Below are 19,185 nucleotides of genomic sequence, written 5' to 3' on the forward strand. Positions count from 1 at the left end.
AAATGATAATTTAGGCCAAAAATACGCATAAAAATGATATTATCTGATAGCAGGATATTAGAAGAAATTGAGAAGGGTACCATCATCATCGAGCCTTTTAAACGCGAGTGTTTAGGAACAAACTCGTACGATGTTCATTTAGGGAAATATCTGGCTACCTATAAAAGCCGGGTGCTTGATGCAAAAGCCCATAATGAGATCGAACATTTTGAAATTCCAAAAGATGGCTATATCCTTCAGCCCGGAACGTTATACCTGGGGGTAACTTTAGAGTATACCGAAACGCATGGCCATGTTCCTTTTTTAGAAGGAAAAAGCAGTACCGGCCGCTTGGGTATCGATATCCATGCTACTGCAGGTAAAGGTGATGTAGGCTTCTGTAACACCTGGACCTTGGAAATTTCTGTTGCACAGCCCGTAAAAATTTACGCGGGTATGCCCATTGGCCAATTGATCTACTTTGTGGTAGAAGGCAAAATCGAAACTATGTACAATTCAAAAGGCAACGCCAAATACAACAATAAAACCACACGCCCAGTTGAAAGCATGATGTGGAAAAATAAATTCTAGAAATTGCTTAATTGTTTGGATGGTTTTTGGTTAACTGGTTAATTGTTCGGATTGGTTAACTGTGAACTGCAAATTGAAAACCGCAACAGGCTGCCCAGCCGATTTTCACGCTAACTTCATAAAAGTATGCCTCAGGTTTTGTACCTTGAGGCATATTTATTTTGTACCTAACCACATGAAACTCAAAATTATTTACGCACTCAGTTTTGTAGCATTGTTAATCGGCTTTACGGCATTTAAAATGGATGATGATCCTTTTAGTCAGCTCTTACAAAAGTTAGACGATTACACTACAAAATACCCTCAAGAAAAAGTACACCTTCATTTAGATAAGCCTTATTACGCCATTGGAGATGATATTTGGTTTAAAGCCTATGTAATGAACACCAAAACATCAGCCCCATCCAACATCAGTAAAATATTGTATGTAGAGCTTATTAACGAAAAAGATTCACTTAAAAAACTGGTTAAACTGCCTTTAATGAGCGGTATAACCTGGGGCGATTTTAAGCTTACCGATTCGCTTGGCGAAGGCAACTACAGGATAAGGGCCTACACCAATTACATGCGCAATTTCGGTACCGAATTCTTTTTTGATAAGACAATTAAGATCGGGAACAGCTGGGCTAACAAAGTTTTTACAAAAACCAGCTACACATATACCAAAGAAAACGCTGCCGATAAAGTAAACGCTACCATTCATTTCGAAGATAAAAATGGTATAGCTTACAGGGAAAATGAAGTGAGTTATGAAATTCAGCTCGATTACAGAACCGTTACCAAAGGCAAGGTTAAAACCAGCTTAACCGGCGATGCAACAATCAGCTTTACCAATAGCCAGTCATTCCAGAATAAATCAGGAAAAATAATTGCCACCATTACACTCGATAACAAACAGAAAGTAATTAAATCTATTCCAATTACCGCAACCTCTAATGACGTAGATGTGCAGTTTATGCCGGAAGGCGGCACGCTGATTGAAGAGCTGCCGCAGAAAATTGCCATTAAAGCCACTAATTCTAATGGTAAAGGCGAAAATGTAGAAGGAACAATTGTAGATGAAGCAGGAGCAGAAGTAACCGCTTTCTCTACCGCGCATTTAGGCATGGGCAATTTTGTTTTCAATAACCAGGCTGGTAAAACCTATACCGCGAAAGTTAAATTCAAAGATGGGTCGGAGAAAAGTATTAAGCTACCACTTGCTGCAAAAAGCGGTTATGCCATTTCCCTTAACAATGCCGATACAGGCAGGGTAGTGCTTAAAATTATGGCAAGTGCCGATTTGGTGAATGGCGAAGAATTAAAAGTGGTTGCACAGCACGGCGGTAACGTATATTATGTATCCAAAGCTAAAATGGATAAACAGGTATTGGTTGCCAACATTGCTAAAAAAAGCTTGCCTGCAGGCATTGTTCAGTTTACGCTCTTTTCGGGCAGTAACCAGCCAATTGCCGAGCGTTTAGTTTTTATAAACAACAAAACCGATTTGATCGATCTGGCGCTGAATACCGGAGGTGTTTCGGCTTCAAGAAAGGGTAAAGCCGCTTTTGCATTCGATACCTCAAATGAAGGTAAACCCGTTTTGGGCAGTTTTTCTGTATCGGTAACCAATGCCACAAAAGTTGCGCCCGATGAAGATAACGAAACCAATATCCTTACCTCCCTTCTGCTTACTTCCGATCTGATCGGCTATGTAGAAAAGCCAAATTATTATTTCTTGAAAGATGATCTGCAAACGCAAAAAGAACTGGATAACTTAATGCTTACCCAGGGCTGGAGACGATTTATCTGGAAGAACATCATCAATAACATCGGACCAAATATTACCTATAAGCCAGAACAATCTATCACCATTAGTGGTACAGTAACCAAAGGCAACAAACCTGTTATTGGTGGAAAGGTGATGTTGATGGCCACCAAAGGCACCATGTATATTTTGGATACCGTAACCAACGCTGAAGGAAAATTCGTTTTTGATAACCTGAGTTTTGGCGACAGTACCAAATTTGTGGTACAGGCCAGAACCAAAACAGAACGCAAGTTTGTGGATATTAACCTTGATGTAGTGCCTGGGCAGATTGTAACCAAAAATAAAAACGGTGCAGATATTGACATCAACGTGAACAATACCTTGATGAAATACATTAAGGAAAGTGATAACTATTTTAATGAAATGACCCGCTTAGGTTTACTCGAGCGGACCATTAAACTGGAAGAAGTAACCATTACCGAGAAGAAAAACCCAGCCAAAAATTCATCAAATTTAAATGGTGCAGGCCGGGCCGATTTTGTGTTGACCGCCGATCAGTTATCAACCTGTGTAACCCTATCGCAGTGTTTACAGGGAAGGTTGCCAGGCGTAATTTTTAGAGGGAATATACCTTATTTAATGCGCAGCCAGAATACACCTATTCAGATTATTGTGGATGGAATGCAGATGGAAGCCGATTTTCTGGATAATGTTGTACCTTCCGATGTAGAATCGATAGAGCTTCTAAAAAGCATTGGCAATACCGCAATTTATGGTTCGCAGGGGAGTGGGGGTGTAATTATCATTACCACAAAACGTGGCGATGGCGGCAGAAGCTACGACCGTTACGCACCTGGAATTGTAACCTTAAACCCTAAAGGATTTTCGATATCAAGAGAGTTCTATTCGCCCAAATACGACGCCGCAAGCACAAGTAGCCGGGCAGATTTAAGAACCACCATTTATTGGAACCCACAGGTAGTAGCCGATGCAACCGGAAAGGCCAAATTCGAATTTTACAATGCCGACGAGCCTGCAAACTATAGAGTAGTAATTGAAGGTATTGATGCACTTGGGCACCTGGGCAGAAAAGTTTATACTTATGAGGTTAAATAAAGAAAAATAGATACATTTGAATTAGTATGCATGCATAGTTTGTTTGAGGCCATGGGTTATTTGTATTGATATATCCCGATACCAGTATCTAAATGCTAAATACCTGATACTTTTATCTTGATAATCAATACCTTAATCTTGATACTTAACAATTTGCCTCAACACCTTTGCCCTGCTGCTCACATTCAAATCTTGATACTATTTATATATGAATACCATCAAAGTAAGTGTTAAAGATCGTTTAGCTACGATAACATTAGATAGAGGAAAATCGAATGCCTTAAACCGCGAGCTGATTACAGAGCTTGATGATATGCTTAAAAATATAGCCGCTGATGATAACATCGGCGGCGTAATTTTAACCGGAACCGCTCCTTTCTTTTCAGCAGGATTGGATTTAGTTGAGCTCTACAACTATAACGAAGAAGAAGCAAAATCTTTTTGGCAGTTGTTTTTGAGCTTTACCGCCAATATGGTTGCCTTTAAAAAACCAATGGTGGCTGCAATTAGCGGACATAGTCCTGCGGGAGGTTGTGTAATGGCCTTGGCCTGCGATTACCGGATCATGGCCGAAGGACAGTACATCATCGGTTTAAATGAAGTACCTGTGGGCATTATTGTTCCCAATAGCATTTTTCAGCTATATGCCTTTTGGTTAGGAAGAGCTGAGGCAACAAGAAGTTTACTTTCGGGCAAACTTTATAGCCCAGAAGAAGCCTTAAAGGTTGGTTTAGTAGATGAACTGACCCGAAATGAAAGTTTGCTAACCGCTGCCGAACGTAAAATTAAAAAGTATATGGAGCTAGAAAGCAATACCTGGTCGCAGAGTAAATTGAATATCCGCGAAGAACTCATTGCTGCGGTAACAGCCGATCAATCTGCTACCCTTGCCAAAATGCTCGAGCAGTGGTGGTCGCCGGCTACACGCCATATCTTAAAAACTATTTTAGCCAATCTGCAAAGGAAATAGTTTGCAGTTTTCAATTTACAAAGCACAGTTAACCGGTTCGGACAATTAACCGGTTAACCAATCTAAGCGATTAACCAGAAACCAGTTCAAACCATTCGTTCATCATAATTCATTAAACCTATGCTCAGTTATAATTCGCCAATGCTCAGAGAAGACGCCTTAAAAGGAAAAACCATTGTAATTACCGGTGGTGGAACAGGACTTGGAAAAGCCATGGGTGTTTATTTTCTAAAATTGGGGGCTAATCTGGTTATTACAAGCCGTAAGCATGATGTACTGCAAAAAACAGCCGATGAGATGGAAGAGAAAACAGGCGGCAAAGTACTTGCTGTAGCCTGCGATGTTAGGGAGATTGAACAGGTAGAAAATGTGCTGGCCAAAACCTTAGAAAAATTTGGCTCTGTTGATGTATTGCTGAATAACGCAGCGGGTAATTTTATTTCGCCAACTGAGCGCTTATCGGCCAACGCATTTTCATCCATTATCGATATTGTTTTAAAAGGAACGGTTAACTGTACGCTTACCTTTGGTAAACACTGGATTGCCGCAAAACAGACCGCTACCGTTTTAAATATCATTACTACCTACGCTTTTACCGGTTCTGCCTATGTGGTTCCTTCTGCCTGTGCAAAAGGAGGGGTTTTGGCCTTAACCCGATCATTAGCCGTAGAATGGGGCAAATACGGTATTCGTACCAATGCCATTGCACCAGGACCTTTTCCTACAAAAGGTGCATGGGAGCGCTTGTTGCCAGGCGATTTGGCTAAAAAATTCGACTTCAAAAACCGCGTACCTCTGAAAAGAGTCGGTGATCATCAAGAGCTGGCCAATTTAGCGGCATTTCTGGTGAGCGATTTCTCAGGCTATATTAATGGCGAGGTAATTACCATCGATGGTGGCGAATGGCTACAGGGGGCTGGGCAAATGAATGGCTTAGAAGCTATCCCCAACGAAATGTGGGATATGCTCGAGCAAATGACCAGAAGCGCGAAATGATGTAAGAGGTAATGATGTAAGATGGATGATTCCAGTAACATGGTTATATCTTCCATTTTCCATCATCCATCTTTTTTCCATTTTCCATCCTTCATTTATTATCTTTGCCATATATGAATATCTTACTTTTAGGATCAGGCGGCAGAGAAAGCGCATTTGCCTGGAAAATGAGCCAGTCTTCGCACTGCGATAAATTGATTATTGCACCAGGAAATGGTGGTACAGGAGCATATGGTACCAATATCAACATCAACGTAAATGATTTTGATGCCATTAAAAAAGTAGTGCTTGCCGAAAATATCGAACTGGTTGTAGTAGGACCTGAAGAGCCTTTGGTAAACGGTATTCATGATTTTTTTCTTGCCGATAGTACAATCGCACATATTCCCGTTATCGGACCTAAAAAAGAAGGTGCTATTTTAGAAGGAAGTAAAGATTTTTCTAAACAGTTTATGGAGCGCCATGGCATTCCTACCGCTGCTTCAAAATCTTTCACCCCCGAAACCTTAGAAGATGGTTTAGCCTATCTTCAAAACCATGCTTTGCCGGTAGTGTTAAAAGCTGATGGTTTGGCAGCCGGTAAGGGTGTGCTTATCTGTACCGAAACCATAGAAGCACAGGAAGAATTAAAACTGATGCTCGGCGGTAAATTCGGAGCTGCCGGAGCAACCGTGGTAATCGAAGAATTTTTAAGCGGAATAGAGCTTTCGGTATTTATTTTAACCGATGGTGAAAATTACATTACACTTCCATCTGCCAAAGATTATAAGCGTATTGGCCAGGGCGATACCGGTTTAAATACAGGTGGTATGGGCTCGGTTTCACCGGTTCCATTTGCAACAGCCGAGTTTTTAGCTAAGGTTGAAGAAAGGATTATTAAACCAACAGTAGAAGGACTCAAAAAAGATCAGATTGATTACACAGGTTTTATCTTTTTTGGATTGATTAAAGTGGGTGATGAACCTTTTGTAATCGAGTATAACGCACGTATGGGCGATCCGGAGACAGAAAGTGTTATTCCGCGTATTGAAAACGATTTGGTAGAATTATTTTTAGCTACGGCCAACAAACAGTTAAACCAGGTTAATCTGTCGATCTCAGAAAAAACAGCTGCAACCGTAATGATTGTTGCCGGCGGTTATCCGGGCGACTATTTAAAAGGCAAAGCCATTACCGGAATAGAAAACCTACGCCACTCTAACGCTTTCCATGCAGGTACCCTTTTAGAAAACGATGTCGTTAAAACAAATGGCGGAAGGGTAATCGCCATTACCAGTTTGCAGGAAGATCTGTTTACCGCATTGCAATCGGCAACTGCTGATGCAGGCAGGATTTATTTCGACGGTAAATATTTTAGAGAAGATATCGGCTTTGATCTGATTTAAGCCAAATCCAATATTAAAAAAGAAACCCCGCAGATCAATTAGTCTGCGGGGTTTCTTTTTTTCGTATATGTCACCCTGATGGATTACTTCGATTTATTTCCCAATAACTCTTGAAGTTTATCCTGTAAAGCCTGTTCTCTTAATCCTTTGGCAATAATTTTTCCGTTGGGATCAATTAAGAAGTTGGCCGGAATAGATTGGATGCCATACATTTGGGCTACTTCATTGCTCCAGCCTTTCAGGTCCGAAACATGTGTCCAGGTTAATTTATCAGCTTCAATAGCTTTTAACCAACCTTCTTTTGTGGTTCTGGTGGTTCCGCCGTCTAACGATACGCCCAGTACAGTAAAGCCTTTATCTTTAAATTTATTATAAGCTACCACTACATTCGGGTTTTCGTTACGGCACGGACCGCACCACGAAGCCCAAAAATCTACCAGTACATACTTACCTTTAAAATCAGATAATTTTACAGGTTTGTTGTTGATGTCGTTCTGGGTAAAATCCATTGCTGTTGAGCCAATGGCTGTTTTCTTCCCTACCTCTACTACCTGGGCAACCTTTTTTCCCATTGAAGTTGCTTTCAGCTCTGGCGATAATCCTGCAAAGGCTTTTTCAGCTACCGTTACCTGGTCAGGATCTGAAAGCAGTTGGTTAAGTGCCATTACACTGATGAAAGATTTGGGATTATTGGTAGCATAGCTCAATAAAATTGGCGTTAAAGAAGCCGTGGCTTTTTCGTAACGGCTCATGGCATCTTCCCTTACCTTCGGATCTTTTTGCTGCTCAGGGCTAAGTTTAGCGTAGCCAGTATTAATTGCATTAATCTCATCATCTATCGGCTTGGTTAAGGCTTTTAATTTTTTGTTATCGTCGTTAATTACCGACCCTGTAATCGCCGCTGTTTTGATTGAATCAGTTCCAGTTATTTTAATCGTTGCCGGTTCAAGGTATAGAGGGGTATAATCCAGTATTTCGCCTTTGGCAGGGCGGTTAACAAAAGGGTTTTTGTTGTGAAACAGGTTACCGGCCGCTGGGTCGATTAAGGTGCCTTTAAAGGTAAAAGCACCATTTGCTACCGTTGTAGAGTCGGTGATGGCTTTATCGCCAGCTTGATAAACCAGGTAGATTTTATCTCCGGTTTTTAATCCCTTAATATCGCCATTAATAGTAAATGGCTTTTGCGCTAATGCTGCAAATGGCAATAAAGCCAATGCAGAAAATAATATTTTTTTCATGAGGTTAGTTTAATCCTAGTGCCAAATATAGAAATCTGTACCACTAAAACGTAAATAGCTGTGTAAAATTTTGATATGTTATTTAATGGACTTCCAGCTTAATATTTTATACTGACTGCGGTTTTGATTGTTCAGCCCTCCATAAATCAATGTTTTTTCTACTTTTTTGGGGCTTGCGTTTAATTCAAACCTATCAAGGTTTTTAAATAAATCAGCTGTAATAGTTTGTGAAGCTTTAACTTCGAATACGGCGAAACCATCATCTGTTTGTTTAAGTAAATCAACTTCGTTGGCATGACTATCTTGCCAAAAGTAATATTCATTATTTAAGTAGTTATGGTAATTTTGCTTTTGAAATTCAGAAATCACCATGTTTTCGAAGATGTTTCCTTTCAATCTATTTGTTGTTAAAGCCTTTCCACTTTTGATCTTTAAAAGATGGCACAATAGCCCCGTATCGTAAAAGTAGAGTTTTGGTGTTTTTACTAAACGTTTATTGAAATTTTCGTGATAAGGCTGTAAAAGATATATGATATAACTGCTTTCTAAAACAGCAAGCCAATTTTTTGCCGTTGGTTGCGATATGTTACAGGCGTTTGCTAGCGCACTCAGATTAAGCAATTGGCCTGCTTGGTTTGCACACAATCCGATAAATGTTCTGAATGCCTGTAAATCTTTGATATTTAAGAGCTCAGTTACATCTTTTTCAACATATGTTTGGATATAGTTGGCGAAATATACGCTGGGCTGTATATCCCGATCATAAATAGCAGGGTAAAAGCCTTTAACACAGGTGTTGGTAAAAGAATCTTCTAATAAGTTGTCTGCGTTGAGTTCTGATAAATCAAAAGGTAAAAGTTTGAATAATGCTACCCTACCAGCAAGACTTTGTGTTATGCCTTGAATTAAATGGAAATTTTGCGAACCAGATAAAATAAACTGACCCATTATTTTAGAGTCGTCAACAATGCCCTGTAGATAAGAGAAAAGCAATGGTACCTTTTGTACTTCGTCGAAAATTACCTTATCATTATACTCATTTAAAAAAGCCTTAGGGTCTTCATTGGCAAAGGCCCGAACATCAGGATTCTCTAATGAAATGTATCTGTAATCCTTAAATATATTTTTTAATAATGTAGTTTTCCCCGACTGTCGAGGGCCTGTCAAAGCAATGATTGGGAATTTGTTTTTTTGATCCTGAATATGCTGAGTTATGTTTCTCTTAACTAATTGTTGCATAGCTGATTATTTAATACAAATATATTAAAATAATAAGAAAACATGATATCAACTTTGAAATTACACAGCCTTAACTTTGAAATTACACGCGTTCTACTTTGAAATTACACAGCCCCAACTTTGAAATTACACAGGTTTTTTAATTCAGTTTCTGATAGGTTCGCCACCATAAATCGGGCATATCGCCATTAACTGCAGTTTGATAATCATCATATCGGCAAGGCACTAAATGATAGCGCTCATTTTTCGATTGGCCCGAAGGGTAGGGTACCTGCATCCACCAACGATCAGACTTTTTGCTTTTCACAAAGGTCATTTCGCCCGAACCATCTTTCAGGCTCGTTCTATAAATAATAAACTGCGATTTTGGCGTAAGTGGAAAGTCCTTTTTACGGGCATAAAACCCCTCAACAAAATACCATACCATTTGGGCCAATAAAAATGCGGTTTGTCCATTGTTATCGTAAGCCGGATTAAACTCATAAAAGCCGATAGACGTTAATTTATCGTTCATACCCGCATAACGCGAAATGCGGCAGGCCTCTTCGCCATCAAAACCGTTAGGGGTGGTATTGGCATTGGCTGCAGCATCGGCCGAGCGGATAGCGCCCATATCAAAGCTGATCATGTTGGCATTGCGGATAATCGGCTCTGTTAAGGTAATATCCTGCGCAAATTCGCCTAGGCGGTGTACATCAAAATATAATTTATCCATAACACTTAAGCTTTCCTGGTTTACAAAATAAGTTTGATAACCAACATTGCTAAAGTTGAAGAGGTAATTGGGCTGATGTAAAAAAATCTTGTTCAGGTAACAATCAGAACGGGTGGCAATCCCTTCCTGGTCGTCATCACCAATATCAAACTGATTGTCGACAATAACCAGATCTACCTTTTGCTCCAAATCCTCATAACCTAAATACTGGCCATAGGTTAAATCCTGTCCACCACCAATAATAATCGGGATAATGTTCTTTTTAATCAGTTCGGATACAACCATTTTAACCGCAATGTAGGTATCGGCAATTGTGGCGCCATGTTTAATATTGCCTAAATCAACAATCCTGCTTGTAAACGCCCCTTCATTGAGTTTATAAAATTTTTCCCTAAAATAATCAGGGCCTAGGGCAGTGCCCTCATTGTTAACAGCTCCTCTGCCATCCAATACGCCAAAAATGGCCAAATCGTAGGTTGTTTCTTCAAAATCAGGGAACGATTCGGTATAAATTTGCGCTTTTAAACCCAGCTGACTTGTAAAAAATCCTTGCTTAGGTGTAAAACTATCGGGGTTTATGGGCGAAAAGAAATCCGTTAATGACATATATTTAAAACTCTCGGCTCAAATATCTATTTTTGAATGCGTATTTCCACATATAGCTCGAAAAAAATAAAATGATACTGGTAACCGGAGGAACTGGATTTTTAGGATCTGAATTAATTAAGCAACTAACCGATAATGGTTTAGCTGTTCGGGCGTTAAAGCGCAGTAAATCGAAAATACCTGCTTTAATTAAAGATATTCCGTTAATTGAATGGTTCGATGCCGATATTAATGAAACCGCTGCCTTAGAAGAAGCTTTTATCGGAATTACACAGGTTTACCATTGTGCAGCTTTCGTTTCATTAAATTCAAAACATAAAAAGCAGCTTTTTCATGTTAATATTGATGGAACTTCGAATATTGTAAATCTCTGTGTTGATAACAACTGCCGACTGCTGCACGTAAGTTCAATTGCAGCACTTGGCAATGCCAAGAAAGACAGCAAAATAACGGAAAAGGATTTTTGGGAATACGATGCAAAAGCGCATGCGTACGGATTGTCCAAATATGAGGGGGAGATGGAAGTTTGGCGCGGCATCACCGAAGGTTTAGATGCCGTAATTGTAAATCCATCCGTAATTATTGGTAAAAACGCAGGTTTTGAAGGAAGCGGTGCCATTTTTAAGCTGATAAAAGATGGCTTCTCATTTTATACAGATGGCGCATCGGGCTTTGTAGATGTTGAAGATGTGGCCAAGGCCATGATACTATTAATGGGCGCGGAGGTTTCTGGCGAACGGTATATCATCTCATCAGAAGATTGCCATTATAAAGAACTGTTTGGCGAAATAGCCAAGGGTTTTGCGGTTAAAGCACCTACAAAAGAAGCCAAGCCATGGATGCTCGGCTTAGCTTGGAGGGCATTAAAGTTGGTTTCGGTTTTTACGGGCAATCAGCCGTCAATAACCAAAGATACCGCCCAGAGCAGCATCACATTGAGTTACTATAACAACCAAAAAATAATAACGGAAACTGGTATTACTTTTAAGCCTGTTGCCCAAAGCATAAAAGAAATTACCCAATATTTAAAATAATGCCCAAACAAAAAGCGTATTACATCATCGATTTTGATAGCACATTTACACAGGTAGAAGCGCTTGATGAACTTGCCAGAATTTCTCTGAAGAACCACCCAGACAAAGAAGCCATCTTTCAAAAAATTGAAGACTATACCAATTTTGCGATGGAAGGTAAACTATCTTTTTCCGAAAGCTTGGCCCAGCGGGTTAAACTTCTGGAGGCAAATGAAGATCATTTAAAACAGCTGATCAAACATTTGAAAAAGAAAGTATCAACTTCCTTTTCGCGCAATGCAGCATTTTTTAAAAAACATGCTGATGAGGTGTTGATTGTTTCTGGCGGATTTAAAGAGTTTATTACTCCGGTGGTTAGCCAGTACCACATTAAGAAGGAAAATATTTATGCCAATACCTTTGTAACCACTGGCGATGGTAAGATTATCGATTACGACCATGCAAACCCTTTAAGTGAAGAAGGCGGCAAGGTTAAATTGCTTCAGCATTTAAAGCTCGAAGGCGAATTGTTTGGCATTGGTGACGGTTATTCTGATTTCCAATTGCGCGAAAGCGGTTTGATCAATAAATTTTTTGCTTTTACAGAGAATATCGCACGCGAAAGCATTGTTGCAAAAGCCGATCACGTAACCCCAAGTTTCGATGAGTTTTTGTACGTTAACAATTTACCGCGCGCCATTTCCTATCCAAAAAACAGGATTCTTTGCCTGGTAATCGGCGATGTTGACCCAGTAACTCTTTCTATCCTTAAAAATGATGGCCTATCCATTAGGCATAAAACATCTTTTGAAGAAAAGTATGTTAAAGATGTAGGCATCCTGATTTTGGCCGATGGCGAAAAATTAACCAAAGACCAGCTAAAAAATGCAGTTAAACTTAAAACCATTGGCTACCTGGGCAGCGCAAAAACTAAAATAGATTTTGATCTGTGTACCAAACAGGGAATCGTAGTTTTCGACGATCCGAAAAACAATCCGCGTAACCTCGATTTTATTCCGAAACGGGTAACCGATTTTATGAACACCGGAGCAACCTATTTAAGTAGCAATTTTCCGAACCTGCAGTTGCCAAAAATCGATAAATCGCACCGTTTAATCCATATCCATAAAAACGTTCCTGGTATTATGGCAAAGATCAATACTGTTTTTGCCAAGCACGATATCAATATTGTTGGTCAGTTTTTGATGACTAATGCCGAAATTGGTTATGCCATTACCGATATCAATGCCGAATACGATAAACAATTGTTTAAATCACTAAAAAAGATTGAGCATACCATCAAGTTTAGGGTGTTGTATTAGTACTTACACTGTCATTCTGAGTTTGAATTTATTTTATAAAACTCAATATGAATGACACCCTATCCGGGATCGTCATTTCGAGCGGACCCGATAGCTATCGGGTGCAACGTAGCCGAGAAATCTTTTTCTGTAGATTTCTCCATTACGATGCCGGTGAAAAACCGGCTAGCTTCAGTCGAAATGACGATTCTTCTATTAGGTTTTCAATAGTACTACAATAAAGAATCTCTGGCCAATAAAATGCTGGATTCAATTATTTGGTAATAAAATCAGTTAATTAATGGTAATTACTAATAACTAACAGATTCTTCACTGCGTTCAGAATGACAATCAGTTTACCTCAAAAACTGGTGCCGCTTCAACAATAAATGTTTAGGTGCGCCAATCGTTTGCGATCTGTAAATTCCGGTATGGCCCGAAAATAAATAGGCCGTAACACAGGCTAAGGCAATGTAAACGCCAGATGCTGTGCCGAACAGCTCTACACCCATAAAAATACAGGCCAATGGTGTATTTGCGGCCCCTGCAAAAACAGCTACAAAGCCCATTCCTGCCAGTAAACCAACCGGCAACGGAACGAAGAGGCTTAAGCAGCTCCCCAATGTTGCCCCAATGAAGAAAAGTGGCGTAACCTCTCCACCTTTAAATCCTGCACTGAGCGTAAAAGCGGTTAAAAATAGTTTTATAGCAAAAGTGTAAAATGCTTCCTGTTGTGTAAAAGCTGCTGAAATAACTGGTATACCCAAGCCAATATAACGGGTGTTTCCAATGAGGTAAATAATCGCTACCAACACAATTCCCCCAATAAATGGCCTTAATGGCGGGTATTTAATTTTAGCAAATACTTTAGATAAACCATGGTTTAAGGTAGAAAAAGACCTCGCTGTTAGGCCGAACAATATACCCGTACCTAAGGCCAACAGCAAATTTATCGCATTTATTGCGGGCACCGAAGCTATAGCATAATGCGTGTGGCCTACGCCCCAGGCTTTGCAGGCATAATCGGCAACAACTGCCGTGATAAACGATGGAAGAATTGCACTGTAGGTTAAGCTGCCCACCACAAAAACTTCGAGGCCGAATACGGCGCCGGCTAATGGTGTTCCAAAAACAGAAGCGAAACCAGCGCTGATGCCGCAGATTAAGATAATTTTCCTGTCCCTGGGTTTTAGTTTAAACATTTTGGTAAGCTGATCGGCAAATGCACCTCCAATCTGTACAGCTGTGCCTTCTCTTCCTGCCGAGCCCCCGAATAAATGGGTAATAATTGTTCCGGCAAAAATTAGCGGCGCCATAATTAACGGAATAACCTTTTTGGGCGATTGCAGTTCTTCTATCAGCAGGTTATTGCCCTTTACCACATCGGCACCCCAATAATAATAAGCAAGGCCAATTGTTAAACCTGCAACAGGTATAAAGCCAATAACCCAAAGGTGTTGTTCGCGGTAGTTGGTTGCCCAGTTTAAACTTTCTAAAAATAGGGCAGAGGCAGAGCCGATAATTCCACCAAGCAAAGCTGAAATAAGCAGCCACTTTAAGGTGCTGAGTAAAAGTAATGCGAAATCGAGCTTAATATAGCGTTTAGTAGACAGAAGAAATCCTTCTGTTAATTTTTTAACAGGCATTTGAATTCAATTTTAAATAAAATCGTAGGAGTCATCAGCCTGTTTGGGCGGTTTTGGCGGTACCCCATCGCCATCATTCCAAATGTATAAAATTTAGTTATTTGTTGCAAAATCTTTATCACCTTTGTGCAGCTAACTTTAAACAATGGATTTCACACCCGAAATAATAAACAAACTAAACCAGCTACAAGAAAAGTATACGGCCATGGGGCAAGATATGGCATCCTATTTGGATGGACTGCTCTACGCCGATTTTTTAACGTATTGGGATTACATCCATCTCGATACATTATTGAGCCTGCAGAGCCCTAAAACGCCAATTCCTGATGAAGAAATCTTTATCATGTACCATCAGATTACAGAGCTTTATTTTAAACTTGCCCTGCACGAGTGTAAGCAGATTGCCGAACATGAAAACTTAACCGCCGAATTTTTTACGGCCCGTGTAAAACGCATTAACGCTTATTTTAATGCATTAACCACTTCTTTCGAGGTGATGGTAGATGGCATGGAAAAAGAGCAGTTTTTAAAATTCAGGATGTCTTTATTGCCTGCCAGCGGATTTCAGTCGGGCCAATATAGGATGATAGAAATCTGTGCTACCGATTTCATCCGTTTGGTAGACAAGAGCAAACGTGAAGAACTGAGTACGGCAACTATTGCAGAGCAGTTCGAATACATTTACTGGAAATTCGGCGCTACCGAGCTGGCTTCGGGAAAACAGACTTTAACGCTAAAACAGTTTATCAAAAAATATGCTGCGCAATTTTTGCAACTGGCCGAAGATCGCAGTCTTACCAATTTTTCGGCTCTTTACCATCAGTTACAGGCTAATGGGGAAGATGTTACCGCTCTTGCGGATGAGTTGCGCAAACTGGATCTGTACGTAAATGTAGAATGGCCTTTATCGCATTATAAATCGGCTGTACGCTATCTGGAAAAAGATCCGGTTGATGTTGCTGCAACAGGTGGCACCAACTGGCAAAAGTATCTGCCTCCGCGTTTCCAAAAAAGAATTTTCTATCCTTACCTATGGAGTGAAGAACAAATGGAAGAATGGGGCAAAGGATGGGTGCTTAGTGTACTTAAAACACTCAAAAACAAAGATTAATATTGTAAAAAGCTATTAAAAAAGGCTGTTTTTTCTTAATTTGCGCGAAATAATTAATGATTGACTTAGTGAATGATAGAATGGTTGAATTGCGTTATGCAAATCCATTCATTCAATCAAAATTCAATCATTCAAAATTAAAAAAAGTATGACCGAGACATTAGATATAAAAATCACTAAAGCAAACGAAACACGTTTGACTGTTACTGATTTTTCGCAATTACCGTTCGGTAAGGTTTTTACCGATCACATGTTTACTGCCGACTACGAAGATGGCGAATGGAAAAATCTACAGATTATTCCCTACGGGCCAATTCCAATGAGCCCAGCTATTTCAGCGCTTCATTATGGACAGGCTATTTTTGAAGGGTTGAAAGCTTACCGTCAGCCTGATGGAAAGATTAGTGTATTCCGTGCAGATAAAAACTTCGAACGTTTTAATAAATCTGCGGCAAGAATGTCTATGCCAACCATTCCTGAGGAAGTTTTTATGCAGGGTTTGGCTGCTTTAATCAATGTAGACGAGAAATGGGTGCCAAATCAGGAAGATTACGCATTGTATATCCGTCCGGTAATGTTTGCTATGGACCCTTATTTAGGGGTTAAAGCTTCTGATACCTATAAATTTGCTTTATTAACCACGCCAACTGGCCCATATTACAGCAGTGCATTAAAAGTTAAAATCGAAACTGAATTTACACGTGCAGACGACGGTGGTGTTGGCTTTGCTAAAACTGCCGGAAATTATGCCCGTTCACTGTACCCTTTTGAGCAGGCTAAAAAAGAAGGTTATGATCAGTTAATCTGGACCGATTCTGTAACGCATGAATTTATTGAAGAAGCTGGAACCGCAAACTTACTTTTTGTAATTAACGGAAAACTGGTAACCCCATCGGTACGGAGCACGGTTTTAGATGGTGTTACCCGCGATACCATTATCAAATTAGCCAAAGAGGCAGGTGTAGAAGTAGAAGAACGTAGGGTTTCGGTTAAAGAGATAATTGAAGGCATTGAAAACGGTAGTTTAACCGAGGCTTTTGCTGCCGGAACTGCAGCTACGGTAACCCACGTTGGCGAGCTAGGCTATAACGGACAACTTTATACATTGACCGATCCTTCAACAAGACATATTTCAAATGGCATTGCTAAAAAACTGAACGATATCCGTTATGGATTAGCACCAGATGAATTTGGTTGGAACAGGGTTTTATAACCAAAAGAAAATCAACAAAAAAAACCGGTGCAGATGCTGCATCGGTTTTTTTATGGTTAAAGCTCTCCGTTTTCGACTTTGCTTTTTCAGCTTTAATCTTTTAACTTATTTTATTTATCTAGTATTACCACGCCTTTAGCTTCGAATGCCAGTTCCTTTTTAGGGTCGGTAATTTTGGCTACTTCTTCAGGAGATTTTTTTGCATCTTCTGCATAATGACGTAAGGTTTCTACAGAAATGGTCTGTTTTTTTGCTAAACCATCTAAAACCACTTTTTTACCTACAATATCCATTGGCATAAAAAAAGCATAATCCTTAAAGGTTACGCGCATCGGATCGCCATTTGGCATTTCAAGGGCCATCCAGCAGCCTTTTTTCTTGCAAACATCAACAACTTTGCCTTCAATTTTCATTTCTGAAATTTTCTTGTCTCCCATTGCGGCTTCCATTTTCGCTGCCGGTTTTACATCGCCAGGTTTAACTTCTTCGCCAAATTTCTGGCCGGTATATGCGGTTTGTGCAAATACAAGTGCCGCAAATAAGCAAAAGCTTAGGCTCAACATGATCTTTTTCATCCTTTTATGGTTTTATTTTGTTCCGATTATTATCTTTTTCAAAGTTATTTAAAATTTTTCTAAATAATGGAAACAAAAAACCCCCCGCTGGTCTCCACCAACGGGAGGATAATCATCCCTATTTTCGTGTATGACTCACCAAGAGATGGTGTACACTATGTAAATACTAATAGGCAAACCTTAAACCAAATGTGGTTTATTGTTTAATTTTTTATCAAGTTATTTATAATCAGCTGTTTAATTTGTTTTAATTGGGTTGCCTAAATTAAGCAAGGTGGGGAAACGTGGAATTTTTTCAACGATTTGGGGAAAATTATTTCCCCAATTCCCCAATCTTGTTACCCAAAAACAAGACTAAATACTTCTTCTATTTTACTTACCGCTTTAATTTCCAGGTTGTATTTTTCTAAAGCGATACCTTTTAAATTGTATTTCGAAATATAGATGATTTCAAAGCCCAATTTATCTGCTTCGGCAATGCGTTGCTCTATTCTGTTAACTGCCCTTATTTCTCCTGATAAGCCAACCTCTGCCGCAAAACAGTTTTTAGATGATACAGCAATATCCTGATGGGAAGAAATAATAGCGATGAGTACAGCCAAATCAATAGCTGGGTCTTCAACCCTAATTCCGCCCGCAATATTTAAGAAAACATCCTGTGTGCTTAACCTAAAACCACAGCGTTTTTCGAGTACGGCCAACAGCATATTCATTCTTTTGGTATCAAAGCCTGTAGCCGATCGCTGCGGTGTTCCGTAGGCGGCGGGGCTCACTAAGGCCTGGGTTTCTATCAGCATTGGCCTTGCGCCCTCTAAAGTGGCAGCAATGGCTATCCCGCTTAACTCCTCATCGCGTTGCGATAATAAAATTTCTGAGGGATTGGAAACCTCGCGAAGGCCACTTCCCTGCATTTCGTAGATGCCCAGTTCTGCTGCGGCACCGAACCTGTTTTTGATTGATCTTAAAATGCGGTAAACATGGTGCCTATCGCCCTCAAACTGTAAAACGGTATCAACCATGTGCTCCAGTATTTTTGGGCCTGCAATGGCGCCATCTTTGGTAATATGGCCTATGAGGAAAACAGGAACACCTGTTTCTTTTGCAAAACGCAATAACTCAGCCGTGCATTCGCGTACCTGCGATACGCTGCCCGGCGTAGAGTCGATGTGTGAAGAGTGTAGTGTTTGGATAGAGTCTACCACCAATATTTCTGGTTCCAGTATTTCTATCTGCTTAAAAATATTCTGGGTTGATGTTTCGGTTAGGATATAACAGTTGGATGAAGGTTGATCCTGAATCCGTTCTGCACGCATTTTGATCTGCTGCTCGCTCTCTTCGCCCGAAATATAAAGCAGTTTCTTTCCTTTTAGGTTTAGCGCAAGCTGAAGCATCAAAGTTGATTTTCCGATGCCCGGTTCACCGCCGATGAGTACTAGCGATCCTTCTACTAGTCCTCCGCCCAGTACACGGTCCAGTTCTTTGTCGCCTGTTAATATTCTGCGTTCGGTTGAGGATTGAATTTCATCTACCTTGCTGGGTTTGCTCAGCTTCCGGGTGCTGGTTTCGCTTTTCCACGTTGGTACCGATGCGGGGCTTTTTTCTACAATTTCTTCTACGAAAGTGTTCCATTGGTTGCAAGATGGGCATTTGCCAAGCCATTTAGCCGATTCGTATCCACAGCTCTGGCAGAAGTATGCTGTTTTTGATTTTGCCAATTGATTAAGATTTTAGATTACGAATT

The 19,185-nt window shown here is 40.1% G+C and carries 15 protein-coding genes and 1 riboswitch; of the genes, 9 read left to right on the top strand and 6 right to left on the bottom strand.

Translation table 11 applies throughout. The features are described 5' to 3' along the window. Positions 1-33: 33 nt before the first annotated feature. From dcd to purD, 5 genes are all read left to right on the top strand, one after another. The gene (gene dcd, locus ACS5PU_RS10185) at positions 34-570 is read left to right on the top strand and encodes a dCTP deaminase (RefSeq protein ID WP_439459177.1); all 537 of its coding nucleotides are present in this window, start codon (positions 34-36) and stop codon (positions 568-570) included. Between the two features lie 175 nt (positions 571-745). After that, a complete protein-coding gene (locus ACS5PU_RS10190) occupies positions 746-3,436 on the top strand; it encodes a TonB-dependent receptor plug domain-containing protein (RefSeq protein ID WP_439459178.1) in 2,691 nt (896 codons plus the stop codon). Positions 3,437-3,644: 208 nt separating this feature from the next. Next, positions 3,645-4,406, top strand: coding sequence for an enoyl-CoA hydratase/isomerase family protein (locus ACS5PU_RS10195; RefSeq protein WP_439459179.1), 762 nt, complete (start codon positions 3,645-3,647; stop codon positions 4,404-4,406). Between the two features lie 120 nt (positions 4,407-4,526). Continuing rightward, positions 4,527-5,402, top strand: coding sequence for an SDR family oxidoreductase (locus ACS5PU_RS10200; protein WP_439459180.1), 876 nt, complete (start codon positions 4,527-4,529; stop codon positions 5,400-5,402). Positions 5,403-5,515: 113 nt separating this feature from the next. Next, on the top strand, positions 5,516-6,787 hold the full coding sequence (gene purD, locus ACS5PU_RS10205; protein WP_439459181.1) for a phosphoribosylamine--glycine ligase: 1,272 nt from the start codon (positions 5,516-5,518) through the stop codon (positions 6,785-6,787). 83 nt (positions 6,788-6,870) lie between these two features. On the opposite strand, the gene ACS5PU_RS10210 is transcribed toward purD, so the two are convergent. From ACS5PU_RS10210 to ACS5PU_RS10220, 3 genes are all read right to left on the bottom strand, one after another. Further along, the gene (locus tag ACS5PU_RS10210) at positions 6,871-8,025 is read right to left on the bottom strand and encodes a redoxin domain-containing protein (RefSeq protein WP_439459182.1); all 1,155 of its coding nucleotides are present in this window, start codon (positions 8,023-8,025) and stop codon (positions 6,871-6,873) included. Between the two features lie 78 nt (positions 8,026-8,103). After that, positions 8,104-9,264, bottom strand: coding sequence for an ATP-binding protein (locus ACS5PU_RS10215; protein WP_439459183.1), 1,161 nt, complete (start codon positions 9,262-9,264; stop codon positions 8,104-8,106). Between the two features lie 139 nt (positions 9,265-9,403). Further along, a complete protein-coding gene (locus ACS5PU_RS10220; protein ID WP_439459184.1) occupies positions 9,404-10,585 on the bottom strand; it encodes a formimidoylglutamase in 1,182 nt (393 codons plus the stop codon). A 71-nt stretch (positions 10,586-10,656) separates the two neighbouring features. Between ACS5PU_RS10220 and ACS5PU_RS10225 the strand changes: the two genes are divergently transcribed. Continuing rightward, the gene (locus tag ACS5PU_RS10225; RefSeq protein WP_439459185.1) at positions 10,657-11,619 is read left to right on the top strand and encodes an NAD-dependent epimerase/dehydratase family protein; all 963 of its coding nucleotides are present in this window, start codon (positions 10,657-10,659) and stop codon (positions 11,617-11,619) included. After that, positions 11,619-12,920, top strand: a complete 1,302-nt coding sequence (locus tag ACS5PU_RS10230; protein ID WP_439459186.1) for an HAD-IB family phosphatase — start codon at positions 11,619-11,621, stop codon at positions 12,918-12,920. The genes ACS5PU_RS10225 and ACS5PU_RS10230 overlap by 1 nt, the downstream gene beginning before the upstream one ends. Positions 12,921-13,255: 335 nt before the next feature. Here the strand turns inward: ACS5PU_RS10230 and ACS5PU_RS10235 are convergent, their stop codons facing one another. Beyond that, complete coding sequence (locus ACS5PU_RS10235) at positions 13,256-14,545, bottom strand: voltage-gated chloride channel family protein (RefSeq protein ID WP_439459187.1); 1,290 nt, start codon at positions 14,543-14,545, stop codon at positions 13,256-13,258. Between the two features lie 18 nt (positions 14,546-14,563). After that, positions 14,564-14,626: riboswitch (Fluoride riboswitch) on the bottom strand. A gap of 64 nt (positions 14,627-14,690) precedes the next feature. On the opposite strand from ACS5PU_RS10235, the gene ACS5PU_RS10240 reads away from it, so the two are divergent. Together ACS5PU_RS10240 and ACS5PU_RS10245 are read left to right on the top strand one after the other, a co-directional pair. Further along, positions 14,691-15,656 (top strand): tryptophan 2,3-dioxygenase family protein, encoded by a 966-nt coding sequence (locus ACS5PU_RS10240; RefSeq protein WP_439459188.1) that lies wholly within the window; start codon positions 14,691-14,693, stop codon positions 15,654-15,656. A gap of 148 nt (positions 15,657-15,804) precedes the next feature. After that, entirely contained in the window at positions 15,805-16,869 is a 1,065-nt protein-coding gene (locus ACS5PU_RS10245; protein WP_439459189.1) for a branched-chain amino acid aminotransferase, read from the top strand. 110 nt (positions 16,870-16,979) lie between these two features. On the opposite strand, the gene ACS5PU_RS10250 is transcribed toward ACS5PU_RS10245, so the two are convergent. Together ACS5PU_RS10250 and radA are read right to left on the bottom strand one after the other, a co-directional pair. Continuing rightward, positions 16,980-17,444 carry a DUF4920 domain-containing protein gene (locus tag ACS5PU_RS10250; protein WP_439459190.1) on the bottom strand — a complete coding sequence of 155 codons (465 nt, stop codon included), beginning with the start codon at positions 17,442-17,444 and terminating at the stop codon, positions 16,980-16,982. Positions 17,445-17,782: 338 nt separating this feature from the next. After that, positions 17,783-19,159, bottom strand: coding sequence for a DNA repair protein RadA (radA, locus tag ACS5PU_RS10255; protein WP_439459191.1), 1,377 nt, complete (start codon positions 19,157-19,159; stop codon positions 17,783-17,785). Between the last annotated feature and the right edge of the window lie 26 nt (positions 19,160-19,185).

This window comes from Pedobacter sp. GSP4, from assembly GCF_051857575.1.
Classification (GTDB): domain Bacteria; phylum Bacteroidota; class Bacteroidia; order Sphingobacteriales; family Sphingobacteriaceae; genus Pedobacter.

Bases quoted from the DNA above. Each gene is read 5' to 3' on its own strand.
- dcd (WP_439459177.1), top strand. From the start codon at position 34: ATGATATTATCTGATAGCAGGATATTAGAAGAAATTGAGAAGGGTACC.
- ACS5PU_RS10190 (WP_439459178.1), top strand. From the start codon at position 746: ATGAAACTCAAAATTATTTACGCACTCAGTTTTGTAGCATTGTTAATC.
- ACS5PU_RS10195 (WP_439459179.1), top strand. From the start codon at position 3,645: ATGAATACCATCAAAGTAAGTGTTAAAGATCGTTTAGCTACGATAACA.
- ACS5PU_RS10200 (WP_439459180.1), top strand. From the start codon at position 4,527: ATGCTCAGTTATAATTCGCCAATGCTCAGAGAAGACGCCTTAAAAGGA.
- purD (WP_439459181.1), top strand. From the start codon at position 5,516: ATGAATATCTTACTTTTAGGATCAGGCGGCAGAGAAAGCGCATTTGCC.
- ACS5PU_RS10210 (WP_439459182.1), bottom strand. From the start codon at position 8,025: ATGAAAAAAATATTATTTTCTGCATTGGCTTTATTGCCATTTGCAGCA.
- ACS5PU_RS10215 (WP_439459183.1), bottom strand. From the start codon at position 9,264: ATGCAACAATTAGTTAAGAGAAACATAACTCAGCATATTCAGGATCAA.
- ACS5PU_RS10220 (WP_439459184.1), bottom strand. From the start codon at position 10,585: ATGTCATTAACGGATTTCTTTTCGCCCATAAACCCCGATAGTTTTACA.
- ACS5PU_RS10225 (WP_439459185.1), top strand. From the start codon at position 10,657: ATGATACTGGTAACCGGAGGAACTGGATTTTTAGGATCTGAATTAATT.
- ACS5PU_RS10230 (WP_439459186.1), top strand. From the start codon at position 11,619: ATGCCCAAACAAAAAGCGTATTACATCATCGATTTTGATAGCACATTT.
- ACS5PU_RS10235 (WP_439459187.1), bottom strand. From the start codon at position 14,545: ATGCCTGTTAAAAAATTAACAGAAGGATTTCTTCTGTCTACTAAACGC.
- ACS5PU_RS10240 (WP_439459188.1), top strand. From the start codon at position 14,691: ATGGATTTCACACCCGAAATAATAAACAAACTAAACCAGCTACAAGAA.
- ACS5PU_RS10245 (WP_439459189.1), top strand. From the start codon at position 15,805: ATGACCGAGACATTAGATATAAAAATCACTAAAGCAAACGAAACACGT.
- ACS5PU_RS10250 (WP_439459190.1), bottom strand. From the start codon at position 17,444: ATGAAAAAGATCATGTTGAGCCTAAGCTTTTGCTTATTTGCGGCACTT.